The sequence below is a fragment of the Paracoccus sp. UBA5162 genome, from assembly GCF_002413585.1.
Classification (GTDB): domain Bacteria; phylum Pseudomonadota; class Alphaproteobacteria; order Rhodobacterales; family Rhodobacteraceae; genus Paracoccus.
Genome location: NZ_DHXG01000081.1, coordinates 16,263 through 32,648, shown reverse-complemented (window position 1 = coordinate 32,648; position 16,386 = coordinate 16,263). Strand labels below are relative to the sequence as shown.

The window sequence follows — 16,386 nt, the reverse complement described above, 5'->3', positions numbered from 1 at the left end:
AGCGCCGCGATGTCCTGCGGCGTGCCGACGCGGCCGACCGGATGCTGTGCCTTGTCGCTCCGCGAATGATCCGGGTCGCTGCGCTCTGACCGCTTCTGCCAGGGGCCGGTCTCGATCCAGCCGGGCAGGATGCAGTTCGCGCGAATCTGCGGCCCCAGACTGATGGCCAGCGCATGGGTCAGCGCACAGAGTCCGCCCTTGGCTGCGGCATAGGCTTCGCAATCGGGTTCCGACTGCAAAGCCCGTGTCGAGGCGATGGTGACGATGGAACCGCGCGCCCGGCGCAACAGCGGCACGGCGCCGCGAATGCACAGGAACGCGCCGGTCAGATGGCTGTCCTGCCATTCTCGCCATTCCGACAGCGACAGATCCTCGACCGGCCCGCTGACAGGATCGGCGATACCCGCATTCGAGACCAGAAGATCCAGCCCTGCCCCGGCCAGCCAATCAGCCAGCGTCGCGAAACCCTGATGAACGGATGCCTCATCGGCCACATCCACGGGCAGCGCAAGACTGCCTGGAAGCGTGTCCGAGACCTCATCAACCGCCTCGGCGTCCTTGTCGAAGATCGCGACCTTCCAGTCGTTCTCGACCAGTCGGTCGGCGATGCCGCGGCCAATCCCCTGAGCCCCACCGGTAATCAGTGCTGTGCGTGTCATCCCTGTCCTCACCCTGGTCCGGCGGCAAAACACGCCAGGGGCCGAACCCGTTCCCGGTCAGCGCCGGCTGCGGGTCAGACGGCGCGAATTCGCGCGGGTGCGCTTGCCATAGGGGCGCAGGCCGGCGGAAAGAACGCGATCGGCGCTGGCTCCGCTGCCGGCGACGCGGACCATGGCAAAGATCGCCTCGGATGCCGCCGCCTGCTTCTCGGCGATCATGCGAAGCGGTTCGCCCGGCGACTGGACCATCAAGCCCATCATGCCCGCCATGCGCAACCCGATCACCGTCTGCGATTCGATGGAAAGCCGTGCCATCTGCGCCCAAAGGCGCATGGGATTGCCTGCTACCTGACCAATATTCAACGAATTCATGCCATCCCGTCCTGATTATTGCAGAATGTGCATAACACGCTGCTGAGTCAATGTGGGACGGGCGGGCGGCAAGGACAAGGCACTGTTTCAAGGCGACACCGCGAAATCGGATCGCGCATGCTTGGCAACCGTCTGCTGCCGTGTATAGAGGCAGGCATCATGACCGACAGCCTGACCCTCCGCCGCCCCGACGATTGGCACCTGCATCTGCGTGACGGCGCGATGCTGGACGCCGTGGCGCCCCATTCCGCCGGTTTCGGCCGCGCGATCATCATGCCGAATCTGGTGCCTCCGATCGTGACCGGGGCCGAGGCCGCCGCCTATCGCGACCGCATCCTGGCCGCGCTGCCCGAAGGCAGCGCGCTTCAGCCGCAGATGACATTGTATCTGACCGACACGACCGATCCGGCGGATGTGGTCGCCGCACATCGAGACGGGATCATCCGCGCGGTCAAGCTGTATCCGGCCGGGGCAACCACCAATTCCGCCAGCGGCGTGACCGACATGGCCCGGATCCGGCCGGTTCTGGACGCGATGGCCGAGGCGGGCATTCCGCTTTGCGTTCACGGCGAGGTCACCGACGCGGAGGTCGATATCTTCGACCGCGAGGCCGTCTTCATCGACCGCGTGCTGGATCCGATCCGTCGCGCCACCCCCGGCCTGACCGTCGTGATGGAGCATATCACCACCAGCGACGGCGTGGCCTATATCCGTGACGGCGGCCCCGGTCTGGGCGCCACGATCACCACGCATCATCTGGTCATCAACCGCAACGCCATCCTCGCAGGCGGCATTCGACCACATTATTACTGCCTGCCGGTGGCCAAACGCGAATCGCACCGCCTGGCGCTGCGCGAGGCCGCGACCAGTGGCGAGGGGCGGTTCTTCCTGGGCACCGACAGCGCGCCGCATCCCGACCGCGCCAAGCTGCAACCCTGCGGCTGCGCCGGCTGCTTTACCGCGCCCAACACGATGTCGATCCTGGCTCATGTCTTCGAGGAAGAAGACGCGCTGGACCGGCTGGAAGCCTTTGCCAGCCTCAACGGCGCCGCCTTCTATGGTCTGCCCGCCAACGAGGACCGCATCCGACTGGTCAAGCGCGATGTGCCGGCCCGATATCCGGCCACGATCACGGCGGGCAAAGAGACCGTGACGGTCTTCGATCCCTTCTTCACGCTGTTCTGGCACCTGGAGGATTCATGAGCCTGCCCTACCCCGCGCGCGAGGAAATCGCCCGGCTCTCGGCCCGGATGCTGCTGGAAATCAAGGCCGTCGATTTCAACGCCGAGACGCCGTTCACCTATGCCTCGGGGCTCAGGGGGCCGACCTATGTCGATTGCCGCCGGATCGTCAGCTTTCCGCGCGTGCGCCAGACGCTGCTGGATTTCATGGCCGCGACGGTGATGCGCGATGCCGGTTTCGAGGCTTTCGACAATATCGCGGGCGGCGAGACGGCAGGCATTCCCTTCGCCGCCATGATGGCCGAACGCATGGCCCTGCCGATGACCTATGTGCGCAAGAAGCCGAAGGGCTATGGCCGCAATGCCCGAATCGAGGGCGTGATGGAGGAGGGCCAGCGGGTGCTGCTGGTCGAGGACCTGACGACCGACGGCGGCAGCAAGCTGTCCTTTGTCGATGCCATCCGCGAAACCGGCGCAACCTGCGCGCACACGGCGGTGATCTTCTACTACGGTATCTTCCCCGAAACGACCCGGCGACTGGCCGATCACGGCGTCAGGCTGCACCATCTCTGCACCTGGTGGGACGTGCTGGCCGAGGCCCAGGCCGCGCAATCCTTCGACGACCGGACGCTTGCCGAGGTCCGCACCTTCCTGACCGATCCGCGCGGCTGGCAGGCGGCGAATGGCTGACGGGCCGGCTTATCCACAGCCTGTCCACAGGATATCCCGATAGCCGCGCCTGTCCCGATATGAGATAAACGCCCAAACAAGAATCGGCGGGGGCAGCGAGATGAACGGTTTGCGGGCGATCATTCCGGGGCAGGATTCGGCAGCCGAGGAAAAGGCCGCCATCCCCTATTCGCTGGAGGCCGAACAGCAATTGCTGGGCGCGCTTCTGACGAACAACGATGTCTTCGACCGGGTGACGCAGGTCATCAAGCCGGAACATTTCTATCACCCTGTCCATGCCCGCATCTTCGAGATTTGTTCCGAACGGATCCGCAAGAATGCGCTGGCCAGCCCGGTGACGATCAAGGCGTTCCTGGAAAACGACGAGGGGCTGAAGGAACTGGGGGGGCCGGCCTATCTGGCGCGCATGGCCAGCGCCGCGATCTCGGCCTATGCGGCGCGGGATTATGCGCAGATGATCCGCGAATTCGCGCTGCGGCGCGAACTGATCCAGTTGGGCCATGACATCTCGTCGCGCGCCTCGACGGTCGAGGTGGGCGACGATGCCGAGGAACAGATCAAGGTCGCCGAACAGACGCTGTATCAACTGGGCGAACAGGGTGTGGCGGAGCGCGGATTCCAGTCCTTCCTGAAGGCGGTGACGGGTGCGGTTCAGGTGGCCAATGCCGCCTATCAGCGGGACGGCAAGCTGTCCGGGATTTCGACCGGGCTCGTGGATCTGGACGGCAAGATGGGCGGTCTGAACAATTCCGACCTGATCATCATCGCCGGGCGTCCCTCGATGGGCAAAACCTCGCTGGCAACCAATATCGCCTTCAACATCGCCCGCGCGCACAAGCAGGGCGAACGCGCCGACGGCACCCATGGCACGATCGAGGGCGGCGTGGTCGGCTTTTTCAGCCTCGAGATGTCGGCCGAGCAACTGGCCGCACGGATCCTGTCCGAAGCCGCCGAGGTGCCCAGCGAAAGAATCCGGTCGGGCAATATGGACGAGGGCGAGTTCCGCCGTTTCGTCGAGGCTGCCCATGCGCTTCAGAACTGCCCGCTTTACATCGACGACACCCCCGCCCTGCCGATCAACCAGCTTGCCGCCCGCGCGCGCAAGCTGAAGCGGGTGCATGGCCTGGATGTGCTGATGGTGGATTATCTGCAGCTTCTGAAAGCCGCATCCGCCAAGGACAGCCGCGTCAACGAGGTCAGCGAGATCACGCAGGGGCTGAAGGCCGTCGCCAAGGAATTGAACATCCCCGTCATCGCCCTGTCGCAGCTGTCGCGTCAGGTCGAGAATCGCGAGGACAAGCGCCCGCAGCTTTCCGACCTGCGCGAATCAGGGTCCATCGAACAGGACGCCGATATCGTGATGTTCGTGTTCCGCGAGGAATATTATCGCGAACGTGAAAAACCCTCGGACAGCGATCTGGATGCGATGGCGAAGTGGCAACAGATCATGGAACAGGTCCATGGCAAGGCCGAGGTAATTCTGGGCAAGCAGCGCCACGGCCCCATCGGCACGGTCGAACTGTCCTTCGAGGGCCAGTTCACGCGTTTTGGCAACCTGGCGAAGGACCGTCAGAGCCAATGGGACTGAACCCGCCCGTTCCGGTCACGCGGCAGGTCTGCTTGCCGCTGACCTGTTCGGGCGCGTGGTTCGTGTTCCATGACCGGAACTGATCGCGGCAAACGGACTGCGCCGCATATCCTGACGCTGATCGCGCTGTCGGGCGTCGCCGCGCTGTCGATGAACGTGTTCCTGCCCTCGCTTCCCGGCATGGCACGGGACTTCGGCGTGGATTATGCGGTCATGCAGCTTTCGGTTTCGGCCTATATCGGGGCCAGCGCGGTGCTGCAATTGCTGGCCGGGCCGGTCAGCGACCGCTATGGCCGACGACCGGTCGTGCTGGTGGGCCTCGTGATCTTCCTGCTTGCCACGCTTGGAACGCTGACGGCACGCGATGCGGGGCTGTTCCTGCTGTTCCGGCTGATCCAGTCTGCAATCGCCGTCTGCATGCTGGTCCCGCGCGCCGTCGTGCGCGACATGTTCGATGGCAACCGCGCGGCCTCGATGATCGGCTATGTCACGATGGGCATGTCGGTGGTGCCGATGATCGCGCCGGTAATCGGCGGGGTTCTGGACGAGGCCTTCGGCTGGCGCGCGAATTTCGCCGTCATGGGCCTGCTGGGACTGGTGGTTCTTGCCGTCGCCTGGCGTGATCTGGGCGAGACCGTGCGCGGCGGCGGCATCCCCTTGCGCGAACAGGTCGCCAATTACCCTGTGCTGGCGCGGTCCGTTCGCTTCTGGGGTTATTGCGGGGCGGCGACCATGGCGTCCGGCAGTTTCTTCGCCTATCTGGGCGGCGCGCCCTTCGTGGGCGGGCAGGTCTTCGGCCTGAGCCCGGCGGAAGTGGGTTACTTCTTCGCCGCGCCCTCGATCGGATACCTGACGGGCAATTTCCTGTCTGGCCGCTTCTCGGCGATGCTGGGTCTGAACAGAATGATCCTTTACGGCACGGCGATCAGCCTCGCGGCTTTGTTCCTGTCGCTGATCACGACGCTGACGGGCCTGACGAATCCCTGGACATTTTTCGGAGCGATTGCCGTCATGGGGCTGGGCAACGGCCTGGTTCTGCCCAACGCCAATGCCGGCATGATGAGCGTCCGCCCGGAACTGGCCGGCACCGCCAGCGGTCTGGGCGGGGCGCTGGCCGTCGCCGGAGGCGCCGCCCTCTCGGCCCTGGCCGGGGCGCTGTTGCAGCCCGGCTCAGGCGCCACGCCGCTGCTGACCATCATGGTGATGTCGGCGGCGGGCTCGCTGGCCTCGATCCTGTGGGTGCTGCGGCGCGAAAGACGCTTGGGGACGATCCGGCACACCGCAACCGGATCTTAATCCTTCTGGTCCATGGTGCGGCCATGTCGAACCTCGCCCGATCCTTTCCGCCAGCCCGCCCCGCACCGTCGCGGGCGCTTGCCGGGCGCCCTTTGCAAAGGCTACAGCCTGCTTTGCAAAGAACGGGGGCGATCATGGCGGTTCAGAAAATCTATGCGGGTACATCCCTGCGCGAAACCCGCGCCCGGTCAGGGTTGACCCAGCGGGTCTTCGCGGAACGGCTGGGGATCTCGTTGCCCTATCTGTCGCAGATGGAGAACAATCACCGTCCGATCTCGGCCGGGGTGCTGCTGCGGCTGGCACAGGAATTCGGCGTCGATCTGACCACGCTTTCGGCGGGCGATGCGGAACGCATGGTCATCGACATGCAGGAGGCCCTGGCCGATCCGATCTTCGACACCGCGCCGCCGCTGAATGATCTGCGTCTGGCCGCGACGAACGCGCCCAGTCTGGCGCGCGCCTTTCTGGACCTCTACCGCGCCCACCGGCAGGGACAAGAGCGGCTGGCCGCCCTGGACGAGGCGATCGGCGCGGCCGGGCAGAATGCGCTTTCGACCCCGTGGGAGGAGGTCCGCGACTTTTTCCACTATTGCGACAATTACATCGACGCGGTGGACCGTGCGGCCGAACGGTTCGCCTGCCCCGACGGCGTGCGGGCCGATCCATGGCAGGCGGCGGTCTCGGCCCTGGCAAAATCGGGCATCCGCATCCGCGAGATGGAATTGCCCGCCAATGCCGTGTTCCGGCGCAGCGGCAACGAGATTCACCTCAATGCCGCAGCCGAATCCGCCACCCGCGTCTTCCAGCTTCTGCACCTGGTGGCGGTGGAACGCCAATCCGACCTGCTGGAGGCAATGCTGGATCTGGCCCGTTTCCGTGACCCCGCCGCGCGAGAGATCGCCCGCGTCGGGATGGCCAACTACTTTGCCGGCGCCGCTCTGATGCCCTACCGCGCCTTCCTGGCGGCCGCGCAGGCGGAACGGCACGATCTGGAGCGGCTGGCGCATCTTTTCGGCGCCTCGCTGGAACAGGTCGCACATCGCCTGTCAACCCTGCAGCGGCCCGGCGCGAAAGGCGTGCCATTCTTCTTCGTCAGGGTCGATCAGGCGGGCACGATCACCAAACGTCATTCCGCCACGCGCCTGCAATTCGCGCGTTTCGGCGGCGCATGTCCGCTGTGGAACGTCCACCGCGCCTTTGAACAGCCCCGGCATTTCCTGCGGCAACTGGCCGAAACACCCGACGGCGTCCGCTATCTGCTTCTGGCGCGCGACGTGTCGAAACATGCGGGCGCCTTCGATGCCCCTGTGCGCCGCTTTGCCATCGGCCTGGGCTGCGAGATCGGTCACGCGGGCAAGCTCGTCTATGGCGACGGCCTGGATCTGTCCCGCCCGCGGGCGTTCGAGCCGATCGGCATCTCGTGCCGGATTTGTCCGCGCAGGGATTGTCACCAGCGCTCGGTTCCGCCGATCGATCGGCCCCTGCGCATACCAACCGACCGAAACGGGCCGCTTCCCTATGAAATTGCGTGAAGACTTTGGCGAATGGCTGCCGGTTTCGGCGGAATCCCGCCCGCAAAGGCATGTATCCGCGCATCTGCAACGGGCCCGGCGGATGACCTGTTGCCATCAGGGCACAGGTCTTGTTTACCGACCTCCGAATGGAACCAAAGCGATCCGGCCAGACTGGAAACAGGGTCGCGGGACCGGGGGACTGGACTTGTCGAAGAAGTTGCTGAATGGCCTGAACGCCTCACTTGAACGTCTTCTGCCCGAACAGCGTCTGTTCCTTCGATCCGATGACAGCACCCGCTTCCTGCGCCTGCGCCCCGTGACCCAGCTTGTCGGAATCGGCGGGGTGACACTGGGCCTTGGCTGGATGCTGGTGGCAAGTTCGATCCTCGTGATCGATGCGGTCAGTTCCGGATCCTCGCGCGAACAGATGCTGCGTGTCCAGGCCGCGTTCGAGGAACGCCTGGATCAGCTGTCTGCGGAACGCGATGCCCGTGCGGCCGAGGCGGTGGCGGCGCAGAGCCGCTTTTCGGTGGCGCTGGATCAGGTTTCGCAGATGCAGTCACAGCTTCTGGCATCGGAAGAAAAACGGCGAGAGCTGCAAAGCGGTCTGACCACCGTGCAATCGACCCTGCGTGACGCGATCGGCGAGCGCGACGGATCCCTGCATGCCGCCGGCGCCGCCGACAGCCCGTCCGGCGATGCGGACCGAAGCAAGGATGTCACCGTCGCGCTGGACATCCTGTCGGGCGAGCTTCGCGACACCGCACAGGCACGGACCAAGGCCCAGAAGGACGCGGCCGAAGCGCGCGGCGAGGCCGAAAGAATGGCCGCCGAACGCGACGCGATCGTGGCCCGAAACGACGAAATCCTGGCCCAGGTCGAGGATGCCATGTCGGTTTCGGTCGAACCGCTGGACAAGGTTTTCCGCGCGATCGGGGTGGACCCCGATGACATGCTGTCGGAAATTCGCAAGGGCTATTCCGGCCAGGGCGGTCCGCTGACGCCGATGTCCTACTCGACCCGCGGCGACGCGGCGCTGCGCCAGGGCGAGACCAAGGCGAACCAGATCCTCGTGACGCTGGACCAGATCAACACCTATCGCATTGCGATGGAAAAGCTTCCTTTCGCGACGCCGCTGAAGGCCTCTTACCGGCTCACTTCGAGCTTCGGTCGTCGCTGGGGGCGGATGCATAATGCGTTGGACATGGCCAGCCCGACCGGCACCAAGGTCTATGCGCCCGGCGACGGTGTCGTGATATTCGCCGGCCGGCAGGGGGCATATGGCAACCTGATCAAGATCGAACACGAACTGGGCGTCGAGACACGCTATGCCCATCTGTCGAAAATTGGCGTGAAGGTTGGGCAAAGGGTGTCGCAAGGCGACCCGATCGGTGATATTGGCAGCACCGGACGCTCGACCGGGCCGCATCTTCATTACGAAGTGCGCATGAAAGGCCGGGCGGTGGACCCGATGAGTTTCATCAAGGCAGCAAGCAATGTTCAGTAAGACCCGCGTGACCGAAAACCGTCCTCAACAGAATGCCGCCGCCGCAGGCGACGAGCCCGTCAAAGCCCCCGCCCCGGCGCAGGAACAGCGTGCCTCGGGTGGCGAGACCGCGGCGACCCCGCAGCCCCCGCGCAAGCAGGCAAGCCCGTCGGTCCTGTCCTCGGACCTGATCGTAACCGGCAATATCCGCACCGACGGCGATATCCAGATCGAAGGCAAGGTCGAAGGCGACGTGCGCGCCCGCCAGTTGACGGTGGGCGAAACCGCTACGATCAACGGCGAGATCATGGGCGACGAAATCATCGTGAACGGTCGCGTGGTCGGCCGGGTGCGCGGGCTGAAGGTCCGGCTTTCGGCCGCGGCCCGGGTCGAGGGCGACATCATCCACAAGACCATCGCCATCGAATCGGGTGCGCATTTCGAAGGCTCGGTCCAGCGTCAGGACGATCCCCTGGCCGATGGCGCGACCAAGAAACTGGCCCCGCCCGCAGGCAATTGAAGACCGCCGGCACGGCTTTTGTGATTGGCCTGCGTGACCGGCCGTTTCGCCACCCCGCGCCCGGCCTGACGCGGAACCGGCGCCGTTCTCGGCAGCCATGACGGGTCCGCGCACCATCCTGATCACCGGCGCTGGCAGCGGGATCGGCCGGGCCACTGCGCGGCATTTCCTGCGCGCGGGTTGGCGCACGGGTCTGATCGGACGTCGGCGTGCGGCGCTGGAAGACACGTCCGAAGACGCGGCCAATGCGCTGATCCTGCCCTGCGATGTCAGCGCGGAAGCAGAGGTCCGGCAGACATTCGATCGGGCCATGGCGGCCTGGGGTCGGCTGGACGTCCTGTTCAACAATGCCGGACAGGCGCTGGCGGCGGCCCTGCCCGATGCGGTTTCGGCCAGCGACTTTCGCCGCATCATCGACGTCAACGTGACCGGCATGTTCCTGTGCGCAAGCGCCGCTTTTCGCATCATGCGCGATCAGGACCCGCAAGGCGGACGGATCATCAACAACGGGTCGATCTCGGCCCATGCGCCACGTCCGGGTTCGATCGCCTATACGACCTCCAAACATGCCGTGACCGGCCTGACGAAATCGCTGTCGCTGGACGGACGGCCCTTCGACATCGCTTGCGGCCAGATCGACATCGGCAATGCGGCCAGCGAATTGCTGGCCCAGGTCAGCCGGCGTCAGGCCGAGCCCGAACCGATGATCGATGTCGCCACCGTGGCTGATGCGGTGCTGCACATGGCCTCGGTTCCGGATGGTGCCAACGTTCAGTTCATGACCGTGATGGCCACCAGGATGCCCTTCATCGGACGCGGCTGATCGAGACTGACAGCGGCGTCCGCGGGGGCTGCCGCAACCATGCCGGCCGCGGCCGGTCGTCGGGGCGGTCTGGCGCGGGGTCAGGCAGGGGCCGGCTTGGCGGCATGGGGATCGGTTGAGGATCGGGATCGTCCGAGCGGGTCAATGCAATCTCCCTTCCAGTGCGCCCAGGCAAGGCGCGGATACGCGGCGCCGGACAACATGGCAGATCACTCGAACCGCGCGACCAGCGCCTGCGCCACCCGCGGGGTCACGAACTTCGAGATATCACCGCCCAGTCGTGCGATTTCCTTGACCAGTTTCGATGCGATCGCCTGACGGCGGGCGTCAGCCATCAGGAACACGGTCTCGATACTGGCATCCAGTGCACGATTCATGCCGACCATCTGGAATTCGTATTCGAAATCGGCAACGGCGCGCAGCCCCCGCACAATGACGGTGGCACCGACATCGCGGGCGCAATCGATCAGCAGATTATCGAACGGATGAACCAGGATTTCGCCGCCGGTGCGCGCGGCGATCTCGTCACATTCGGCGCGCACCATATCGACCCGCGCTTGCAGATCGAACAACGGCGCCTTGTCGCGGTTGATCGCCACCCCGATCACCAGCCGATCGACCAGAGCCATCGCACGCTGGATGATATCGACATGGCCAAGCGTGATCGGATCGAATGTACCGGGATAAAGGCCTATGCGCATCATCCGCTGTCCCCGTTGAAGATAGCCGTCAGCCAAAGCCCATTTTTCACCGAAAGGCAAGTATTTGCCAGAATTTCGCGGCGCGTCAGCTGCCCATGATCATGCCGGTCAGCGCGTCCTTTTCCGCCGCCAGTTCCTTCAGGCGGCCGCTGACCGCATCGCCGATCGAAATGAGCCCCAGCATGTGTCCGGAATCGTCCACCACCGGCAAATGGCGAAACCGCCCCTGGGTCATGCGTTCAAGGATGGTCAGCGCGTCTTCGCCCGTGGTGCAGGTCTGGACGGCGCGGGTCATCACCTTGCCCAGCGGCGTGTCCAGAACGCCGGACCCGTGCGCGCCCAATTGCCGCACCACGTCGCGTTCGGACAGGATGCCTTCCGGTGTGCGGCCATCGCTGGACACGACCACCGCGCCGATGCGCTGGTCGGCCAGAAGCTTCACGGCTTCCGCCAAAGTCGCCTCGGGCTTGATGGTGATGATCGTTCCGGCCTCGATCCCGGCCTTGCCGGAATCGCTTTTCATCGACAGCAATTGTCTGACCAGCATCGCAAATCCCCTTCTCACCGCGTGGTTGATTTCATCTTTCGCCTCACCGGGCCCTGCGTCAAGCCCGACGATCGCGGTCCGCGGGAAGCCGCGCCTCCAGCCGCGCCACTTCGGCACGCAATCCCTGGGACAGCATCTCGGCAAGGCGCGTCAGGCGGCGCGACCGGCGATCGTCCGCGTGGCGGATCAGCCAGAAGCTGCGCCGCAGCGCGATGCGCTGTGGCAGCACGATGCGGACGCCCGGCGCGAAGGGCAGCGCGAAATCGTGAACGATGCCAAGTCCCGCGCCGGCCCGGATCGCCTGCATTTGAACCGAAACCGAATTCGAGGTGATCGCGGCACTGTCGGCCCCCGTCTCGGAAAGGTAATCCAGTTCGCGGTCGAAGATCATGTCGGGGATGTAGCCGATCAGGCGATGCCGGTGCAGATCGGCAAGTTCGGCGATCGGCGGATGGGCGCGCAGGTAATCATCATGTCCGGCCAGGTGCAGTTGGTAATCGACCAGCCGCTGCACGCTTAGCCGTCCGGTGTCGGGGGGCGAGACGGCGATGGCCATGTCGGCCTCGCGCCGGGACAGGTTCACCACACGGGGCAGCGCGACGATCTGGATCTCGAGCCCCGGATGCACCGCGCAGATATCGCGCAGGACCTGTGGCAGCAGGTAATTCGCACAGCCGTCGGGCGCGCCGATCCGCAACTGCCCGCTGATGCCGGCTTCGCCATGGGTGGCCTCGGCCGCAGCCAGCGCTGCCTTTTCCGCCGCCTCGGCGGGGGCGACCAGACGCGCGCCCTCGGCCGTCATCGCATAGCCCTGCGGGGTCTTGGCAAACAATGTCGCGCCGACGGCCCGTTCCAGCCGCGCGATCCTGCGGCCGATTGTCGAAGCATCCATCCCCAGGCGGCGCCCCGCACCCGACAGGCTTTCGGTTCTGGACACGGACAGAAAGATGCGCAGGTCGTCCCAGTCCATTCGATTAATCCTTGCGAAAACGCAAAACGCTTTTGCCATCATGCCCCTTTTCCCGGCATTTCCGCAAGGCTATCCTGACCGCAAGTCATGAATGGAGGATGCGATGAAAGAGATTCACCACTGGATCGACGGCAAGGAGGCGGAAGGTGGCTCAGGCCGTTTCGCGGATGTGTTCAACCCGGCCACCGGCGAGGTTCAGGCCAAGGTGGCGCTGGCCAGAAAGGACGAACTGGATGCCGCCGTAGCCAGCGCCGCCAAGGCCCAGCTTGGCTGGGGCGCGACCAATCCGCAGCGTCGCGCGCGGGTGATGATGAAATTCGTCGACCTGCTGAATCGCGACATGGACAAGCTGGCCGAGGCATTGTCGGCCGAGCACGGCAAGACCTTTCCCGATGCCAAGGGCGACGTGCAGCGCGGGCTGGAGGTGATCGAATTCTGCATCGGCGCGCCGCATCTGCTGAAGGGCGAATATACGGACAGCGCCGGGACAGGCATCGACATGTATTCCATGCGTCAGCCGCTGGGCGTCGTCGCGGGCATCACGCCGTTCAACTTTCCGGCGATGATTCCGCTGTGGAAGATGGGGCCGGCACTGGCGGCGGGCAACGCGATGATCCTGAAACCGTCCGAGCGTGACCCCTCGGTCCCGCTGATGCTGGCTGCGCTGCTGAAAGAGGCGGGACTGCCCGACGGCGTGTTGCAGGTCGTCAACGGCGACAAGGAAAGCGTGGATGCGATCCTCGACAATCCCGTCATCCAGGCGGTTGGATTCGTCGGCTCGACCCCGATCGCGCAATATATCTATGAACGCGCGACGGCCAACGGCAAGCGGGCGCAATGTTTCGGCGGTGCCAAGAACCACATGATCATCATGCCGGATGCCGATCTGGATCAGGCGGCCGATGCGCTGGTCGGTGCAGGCTTCGGCGCGGCAGGCGAACGCTGCATGGCGATTTCGGTCGCGGTGCCGGTGGGCGAGGAAACCGCCGATGCGCTGATCGAAAAGCTGGTGCCGCGGATCGAGAAGCTGAAGGTCGGCCCCTACACCGCCGGCGATGATGTGGATTACGGCCCCGTCGTGACCAAGGCCGCGATGGAGAACATCCGGCGGCTGGTCCAGACCGGCATCGATCAGGGCGCCGAACTGGTTGTCGATGGCCGTGACTTCGCGCTGCAGGGTTATGAAGACGGCTTTTTCGTCGGTCCGCACCTGTTCGACCGCGTGACGCCGGACATGGACATCTACCGGACCGAGATTTTCGGCCCGGTCCTGTCCACCGTCCGCGCCGGGTCCTATGAAGAGGCCATCGGCCTTGCCATGGACCACGAATATGGCAACGGCACGGCGATCTTCACCCGCGACGGCGACACGGCACGCGATTTCGCCAACCGGATCAATATCGGCATGGTGGGGATCAACGTCCCGATCCCGGTGCCGCTGGCCTATCACACTTTCGGCGGATGGAAGAAATCGGGCTTCGGAGACCTGAACCAGCACGGCCCCGATGCCTTCCGCTTCTACACCCGGACCAAAACGGTCACAGCGCGCTGGCCGTCGGGAATCAAGGAAGGCGGAGAGTTCAATTTCAAGGCGATGGATTGACGAGAAAAGGCGGCTGCGCGAACGCGGCCGCCTTTTTCTTCAAATCTTGCAAGTCCCGCCGATCAGGCCTTCTTGCGTCTGCGCAGCGCGGCGAATCCGCCCAGGCCACCCATGAGCAGCAGCGCCGAGGCCGGCAGAGGCACAGGCGCCAGTTTCGGGATCCCGTAGAGATTGGCATGAGACAATCCGCTGCCCTGTTTGGGCGTGATCACGAAGTCGAAGATACCGTCTGTCGAAATCTTGAAGGCGGCCCAGGACAGCGAGGTCTTGTTGCCGATCTTCAGTGCCAGGATCAGGCCGCTATAGGGCGACACATCTCCGACCGTGACCTTTCCGACCACGGATTGACCAACGGTGGAACTGCCGTTCGAGGTGACGCCGCCATCCTTCGCACCGCCCGACTCGCTGGTATTGTCGAGGAAAGTCAGTCCGGTGATGACCGGACCGCTCACCAGCGTGAAGGTATTTTTGCCGGTGGTCTGACCGTTCAGGATCGGATCCTGTTTCACATTGCCGTTGATGTTGCCCGAGCCGTAGGCATAGCATTCGACGGTCGCGGAACCCGACGTCACGGTGACGGTCTTGGTGTCACCCGTCGCTGGGCCGCAAGTCGCAGCCGAGGCGCCGGACGCCGCCACGGCCATGAAGGCCCCCACGGCGGCTTCTTTCCAATATTTCAACTGAACCTCTCCATCGGAAAAACACATGTTCTTTTCGTTTACCGCGTGTCGGGCACCTTGTCGACATGATTGCATCGATCCAGGCACAACCCAGAGGCGACGGAAATACAGTACAAACGCCCAGGATTGCAGGATTTTCCAGTCGAAGAATGAACCGGACACTTGGCTGCTGAAATCGAATGATCTTTCGTGCGAATGTACAGGTGAATCGGAACCGGCACAGTCGGAAATTCACGAAAACGTGATGCTCCTTCATGCCGGCGATCGACCATTCTGCAAACGATGCGAGCGCAACCACGTCATGGAAGAACCCGAATTCAGCCTGGGCATCGAGGAAGAATATCTGCTGGTTGATGCCGAATCGGGCGAACTGGCACAGGCGCCCGATGCCCTGATGCAAGCCTGCAAGACCGAACTGGACGATCAGGTCAGCCCCGAATTCCTGCGCTGCCAGATCGAGGTCGGCACACCGGTCTGCGCCAATATCGGCGACGCCCGCACCCATCTGCGCCATCTGCGCGCCACGATCGCGCGGCAGGCGGCACAATTCGGCCTGGCTCCGATCTCGGTCGGCTGCCATCCTTTCGGCAACTGGCGCGACCAGCATCACACTGACAAGGACCGCTATCACCAATTGTCGCGCGACATGGCCGGGGTGGCGCGGCGAATGCTGATCTGCGGGATGCATGTCCATGTCGGCCTGGACGACAAGGCACAGCGGATCGACCTGATGAACCAGTTGTCCTATTTCCTGCCGCATCTTCTGGCGCTGTCGGCGTCCAGCCCGTTCTGGCAGGGTGTGGACAGCGGCCTCGCATCCTATCGCACGACGGTCTTCGGGGACATGCCGCGCACCGGTCTGCCGCCGAGGCTGAGCAGTTGGGACCAGTTCGATCGCTCGGTCGGATTGTTGATCGAACTGGGCATCGTCGAGGATGCCAGCAAGATCTGGTGGGATCTGCGCCCCTCTGCCAGTTTTCCGACGCTGGAGACGCGGATCTGCGATGCCTGTCCGCGTCTGGACGACACGATCACGCTTGCGGCGCTGATCCAGGCGACGGTGCGAATGCTGTGGCGTCTGGCGCGCGGCAACACCCGCTGGCGCGAATATGACACCTTCCTGCTGGGCGAGAACCGCTGGCGCGCCGTGCGCTATGGCATCTCTGGTGGGATGATCGACTTCGGTGCGGGCAGGATATTGCCGTTTCCGGATCTGGCCGAGGATTGGCTGGCTTTGATCGCTGAGGACGCCGAGGCATTGGGCGGTCAGCCCGCCACCGCGCACCTGCGCGAAATGGCGACGCAGCCCGGCTCGGCGGATCGTCAGCGCACGGTGCTGTCGCGGGCCATGGCCGCCGGGGCCACCCGCGATCAGGCCCTGTGCGAAGTCGTGCGCCATCTCATCGATGAATTCCGACATGATTTGCAGGCAGGGGACGCGGACTTGAACGAAAACGGAAATTCCTGCAATTAAACGGACGTTCAATTCAACCGCTCCGGGGAGGGAGGCAGCCATGGATTTCGCCTTGAGCGAGGAACAGCAGGCCATTTTCGATATGGCCCGCGACTTCGGCCAGCGCCGCATCGCCCCTCATGCGCGCGAATGGGAGGCCGCAGGAACCATCCCGCGCGACCTGTGGACCGAGATCGCGCAGCTTGGCTTCGGCGGGCTTTATGTCGGCGAGGAACATGGTGGTTCAGGACTTGGCCGGCTGGACGCGACGCTGGTCTTCGAGGCGCTGGCCATGGCCGATCC

Annotated in this window: 17 protein-coding genes; 11 read left to right on the top strand and 6 right to left on the bottom strand. The window is 64.5% G+C overall.

Going from position 1 to position 16,386, the window contains the following annotated elements; all coding sequences use genetic code 11:
* Both B4A72_RS13655 and B4A72_RS13650 read right to left on the bottom strand, forming a co-directional pair.
* Positions 1-659: SDR family NAD(P)-dependent oxidoreductase (locus tag B4A72_RS13655; RefSeq protein WP_292978838.1), on the bottom strand; the 659-nt coding region annotated here is incomplete at its 3' end.
* 57 nt (positions 660-716) lie between these two features.
* On the bottom strand, positions 717-992 hold the full coding sequence (locus tag B4A72_RS13650; RefSeq protein WP_292978836.1) for an antibiotic ABC transporter: 276 nt from the start codon (positions 990-992) through the stop codon (positions 717-719).
* A gap of 198 nt (positions 993-1,190) precedes the next feature.
* Here B4A72_RS13650 and pyrC point away from each other — a divergent pair, with 198 nt between their 5' ends.
* The 8 genes from pyrC to B4A72_RS13610 all read left to right on the top strand — a co-directional run bounded on the left by pyrC (position 1,191) and on the right by B4A72_RS13610 (position 10,129).
* The gene (pyrC, locus tag B4A72_RS13645) at positions 1,191-2,234 is read left to right on the top strand and encodes a dihydroorotase (protein WP_292956952.1); all 1,044 of its coding nucleotides are present in this window, start codon (positions 1,191-1,193) and stop codon (positions 2,232-2,234) included.
* Complete coding sequence (locus tag B4A72_RS13640; protein ID WP_292956949.1) at positions 2,231-2,902, top strand: orotate phosphoribosyltransferase; 672 nt, start codon at positions 2,231-2,233, stop codon at positions 2,900-2,902. The genes pyrC and B4A72_RS13640 overlap by 4 nt, the downstream gene beginning before the upstream one ends.
* A 100-nt stretch (positions 2,903-3,002) precedes the next feature.
* A complete protein-coding gene (locus B4A72_RS13635; protein ID WP_292956946.1) occupies positions 3,003-4,490 on the top strand; it encodes a replicative DNA helicase in 1,488 nt (495 codons plus the stop codon).
* Between the two features lie 69 nt (positions 4,491-4,559).
* Positions 4,560-5,786 carry a multidrug effflux MFS transporter gene (locus tag B4A72_RS13630; RefSeq protein ID WP_292978834.1) on the top strand — a complete coding sequence of 409 codons (1,227 nt, stop codon included), beginning with the start codon at positions 4,560-4,562 and terminating at the stop codon, positions 5,784-5,786.
* A 134-nt stretch (positions 5,787-5,920) separates the two neighbouring features.
* Positions 5,921-7,318 carry a helix-turn-helix domain-containing protein gene (locus tag B4A72_RS13625; RefSeq protein ID WP_292956940.1) on the top strand — a complete coding sequence of 466 codons (1,398 nt, stop codon included), beginning with the start codon at positions 5,921-5,923 and terminating at the stop codon, positions 7,316-7,318.
* Positions 7,319-7,505: 187 nt separating this feature from the next.
* Positions 7,506-8,807: a M23 family metallopeptidase gene (locus tag B4A72_RS13620; protein ID WP_292956937.1), complete on the top strand. Its 1,302-nt coding sequence runs from the start codon at positions 7,506-7,508 to the stop codon at positions 8,805-8,807.
* Positions 8,797-9,306 carry a bactofilin family protein gene (locus tag B4A72_RS13615; protein WP_292956934.1) on the top strand — a complete coding sequence of 170 codons (510 nt, stop codon included), beginning with the start codon at positions 8,797-8,799 and terminating at the stop codon, positions 9,304-9,306. The genes B4A72_RS13620 and B4A72_RS13615 overlap by 11 nt, the downstream gene beginning before the upstream one ends.
* A gap of 97 nt (positions 9,307-9,403) precedes the next feature.
* Positions 9,404-10,129, top strand: a complete 726-nt coding sequence (locus B4A72_RS13610) for an SDR family oxidoreductase (RefSeq protein ID WP_292956931.1) — start codon at positions 9,404-9,406, stop codon at positions 10,127-10,129.
* A gap of 209 nt (positions 10,130-10,338) precedes the next feature.
* Here B4A72_RS13610 and coaD read toward each other — a convergent pair whose 3' ends face one another.
* The 3 genes from coaD to B4A72_RS13595 all read right to left on the bottom strand — a co-directional run bounded on the left by coaD (position 10,339) and on the right by B4A72_RS13595 (position 12,347).
* Positions 10,339-10,830, bottom strand: coding sequence for a pantetheine-phosphate adenylyltransferase (gene coaD, locus B4A72_RS13605; protein WP_292957066.1), 492 nt, complete (start codon positions 10,828-10,830; stop codon positions 10,339-10,341).
* An 85-nt stretch (positions 10,831-10,915) separates the two neighbouring features.
* Positions 10,916-11,377: a CBS domain-containing protein gene (locus B4A72_RS13600; RefSeq protein WP_292956928.1), complete on the bottom strand. Its 462-nt coding sequence runs from the start codon at positions 11,375-11,377 to the stop codon at positions 10,916-10,918.
* A gap of 58 nt (positions 11,378-11,435) precedes the next feature.
* Positions 11,436-12,347, bottom strand: coding sequence for a LysR family transcriptional regulator (locus tag B4A72_RS13595; RefSeq protein ID WP_292956925.1), 912 nt, complete (start codon positions 12,345-12,347; stop codon positions 11,436-11,438).
* Between the two features lie 103 nt (positions 12,348-12,450).
* Here B4A72_RS13595 and B4A72_RS13590 point away from each other — a divergent pair, with 103 nt between their 5' ends.
* On the top strand, positions 12,451-13,950 hold the full coding sequence (locus tag B4A72_RS13590; protein ID WP_292956922.1) for a CoA-acylating methylmalonate-semialdehyde dehydrogenase: 1,500 nt from the start codon (positions 12,451-12,453) through the stop codon (positions 13,948-13,950).
* A gap of 62 nt (positions 13,951-14,012) precedes the next feature.
* Here the strand turns inward: B4A72_RS13590 and B4A72_RS13585 are convergent, their stop codons facing one another.
* Positions 14,013-14,792: a VPLPA-CTERM sorting domain-containing protein gene (locus tag B4A72_RS13585; RefSeq protein WP_292956919.1), complete on the bottom strand. Its 780-nt coding sequence runs from the start codon at positions 14,790-14,792 to the stop codon at positions 14,013-14,015.
* 139 nt (positions 14,793-14,931) lie between these two features.
* Here B4A72_RS13585 and B4A72_RS13580 point away from each other — a divergent pair, with 139 nt between their 5' ends.
* Positions 14,932-16,104, top strand: coding sequence for a carboxylate-amine ligase (locus B4A72_RS13580; protein ID WP_292978832.1), 1,173 nt, complete (start codon positions 14,932-14,934; stop codon positions 16,102-16,104).
* 40 nt (positions 16,105-16,144) lie between these two features.
* On the top strand, positions 16,145-16,386 hold a 242-nt coding region (locus tag B4A72_RS13575), incomplete at its 3' end, for an acyl-CoA dehydrogenase family protein (RefSeq protein WP_292956913.1).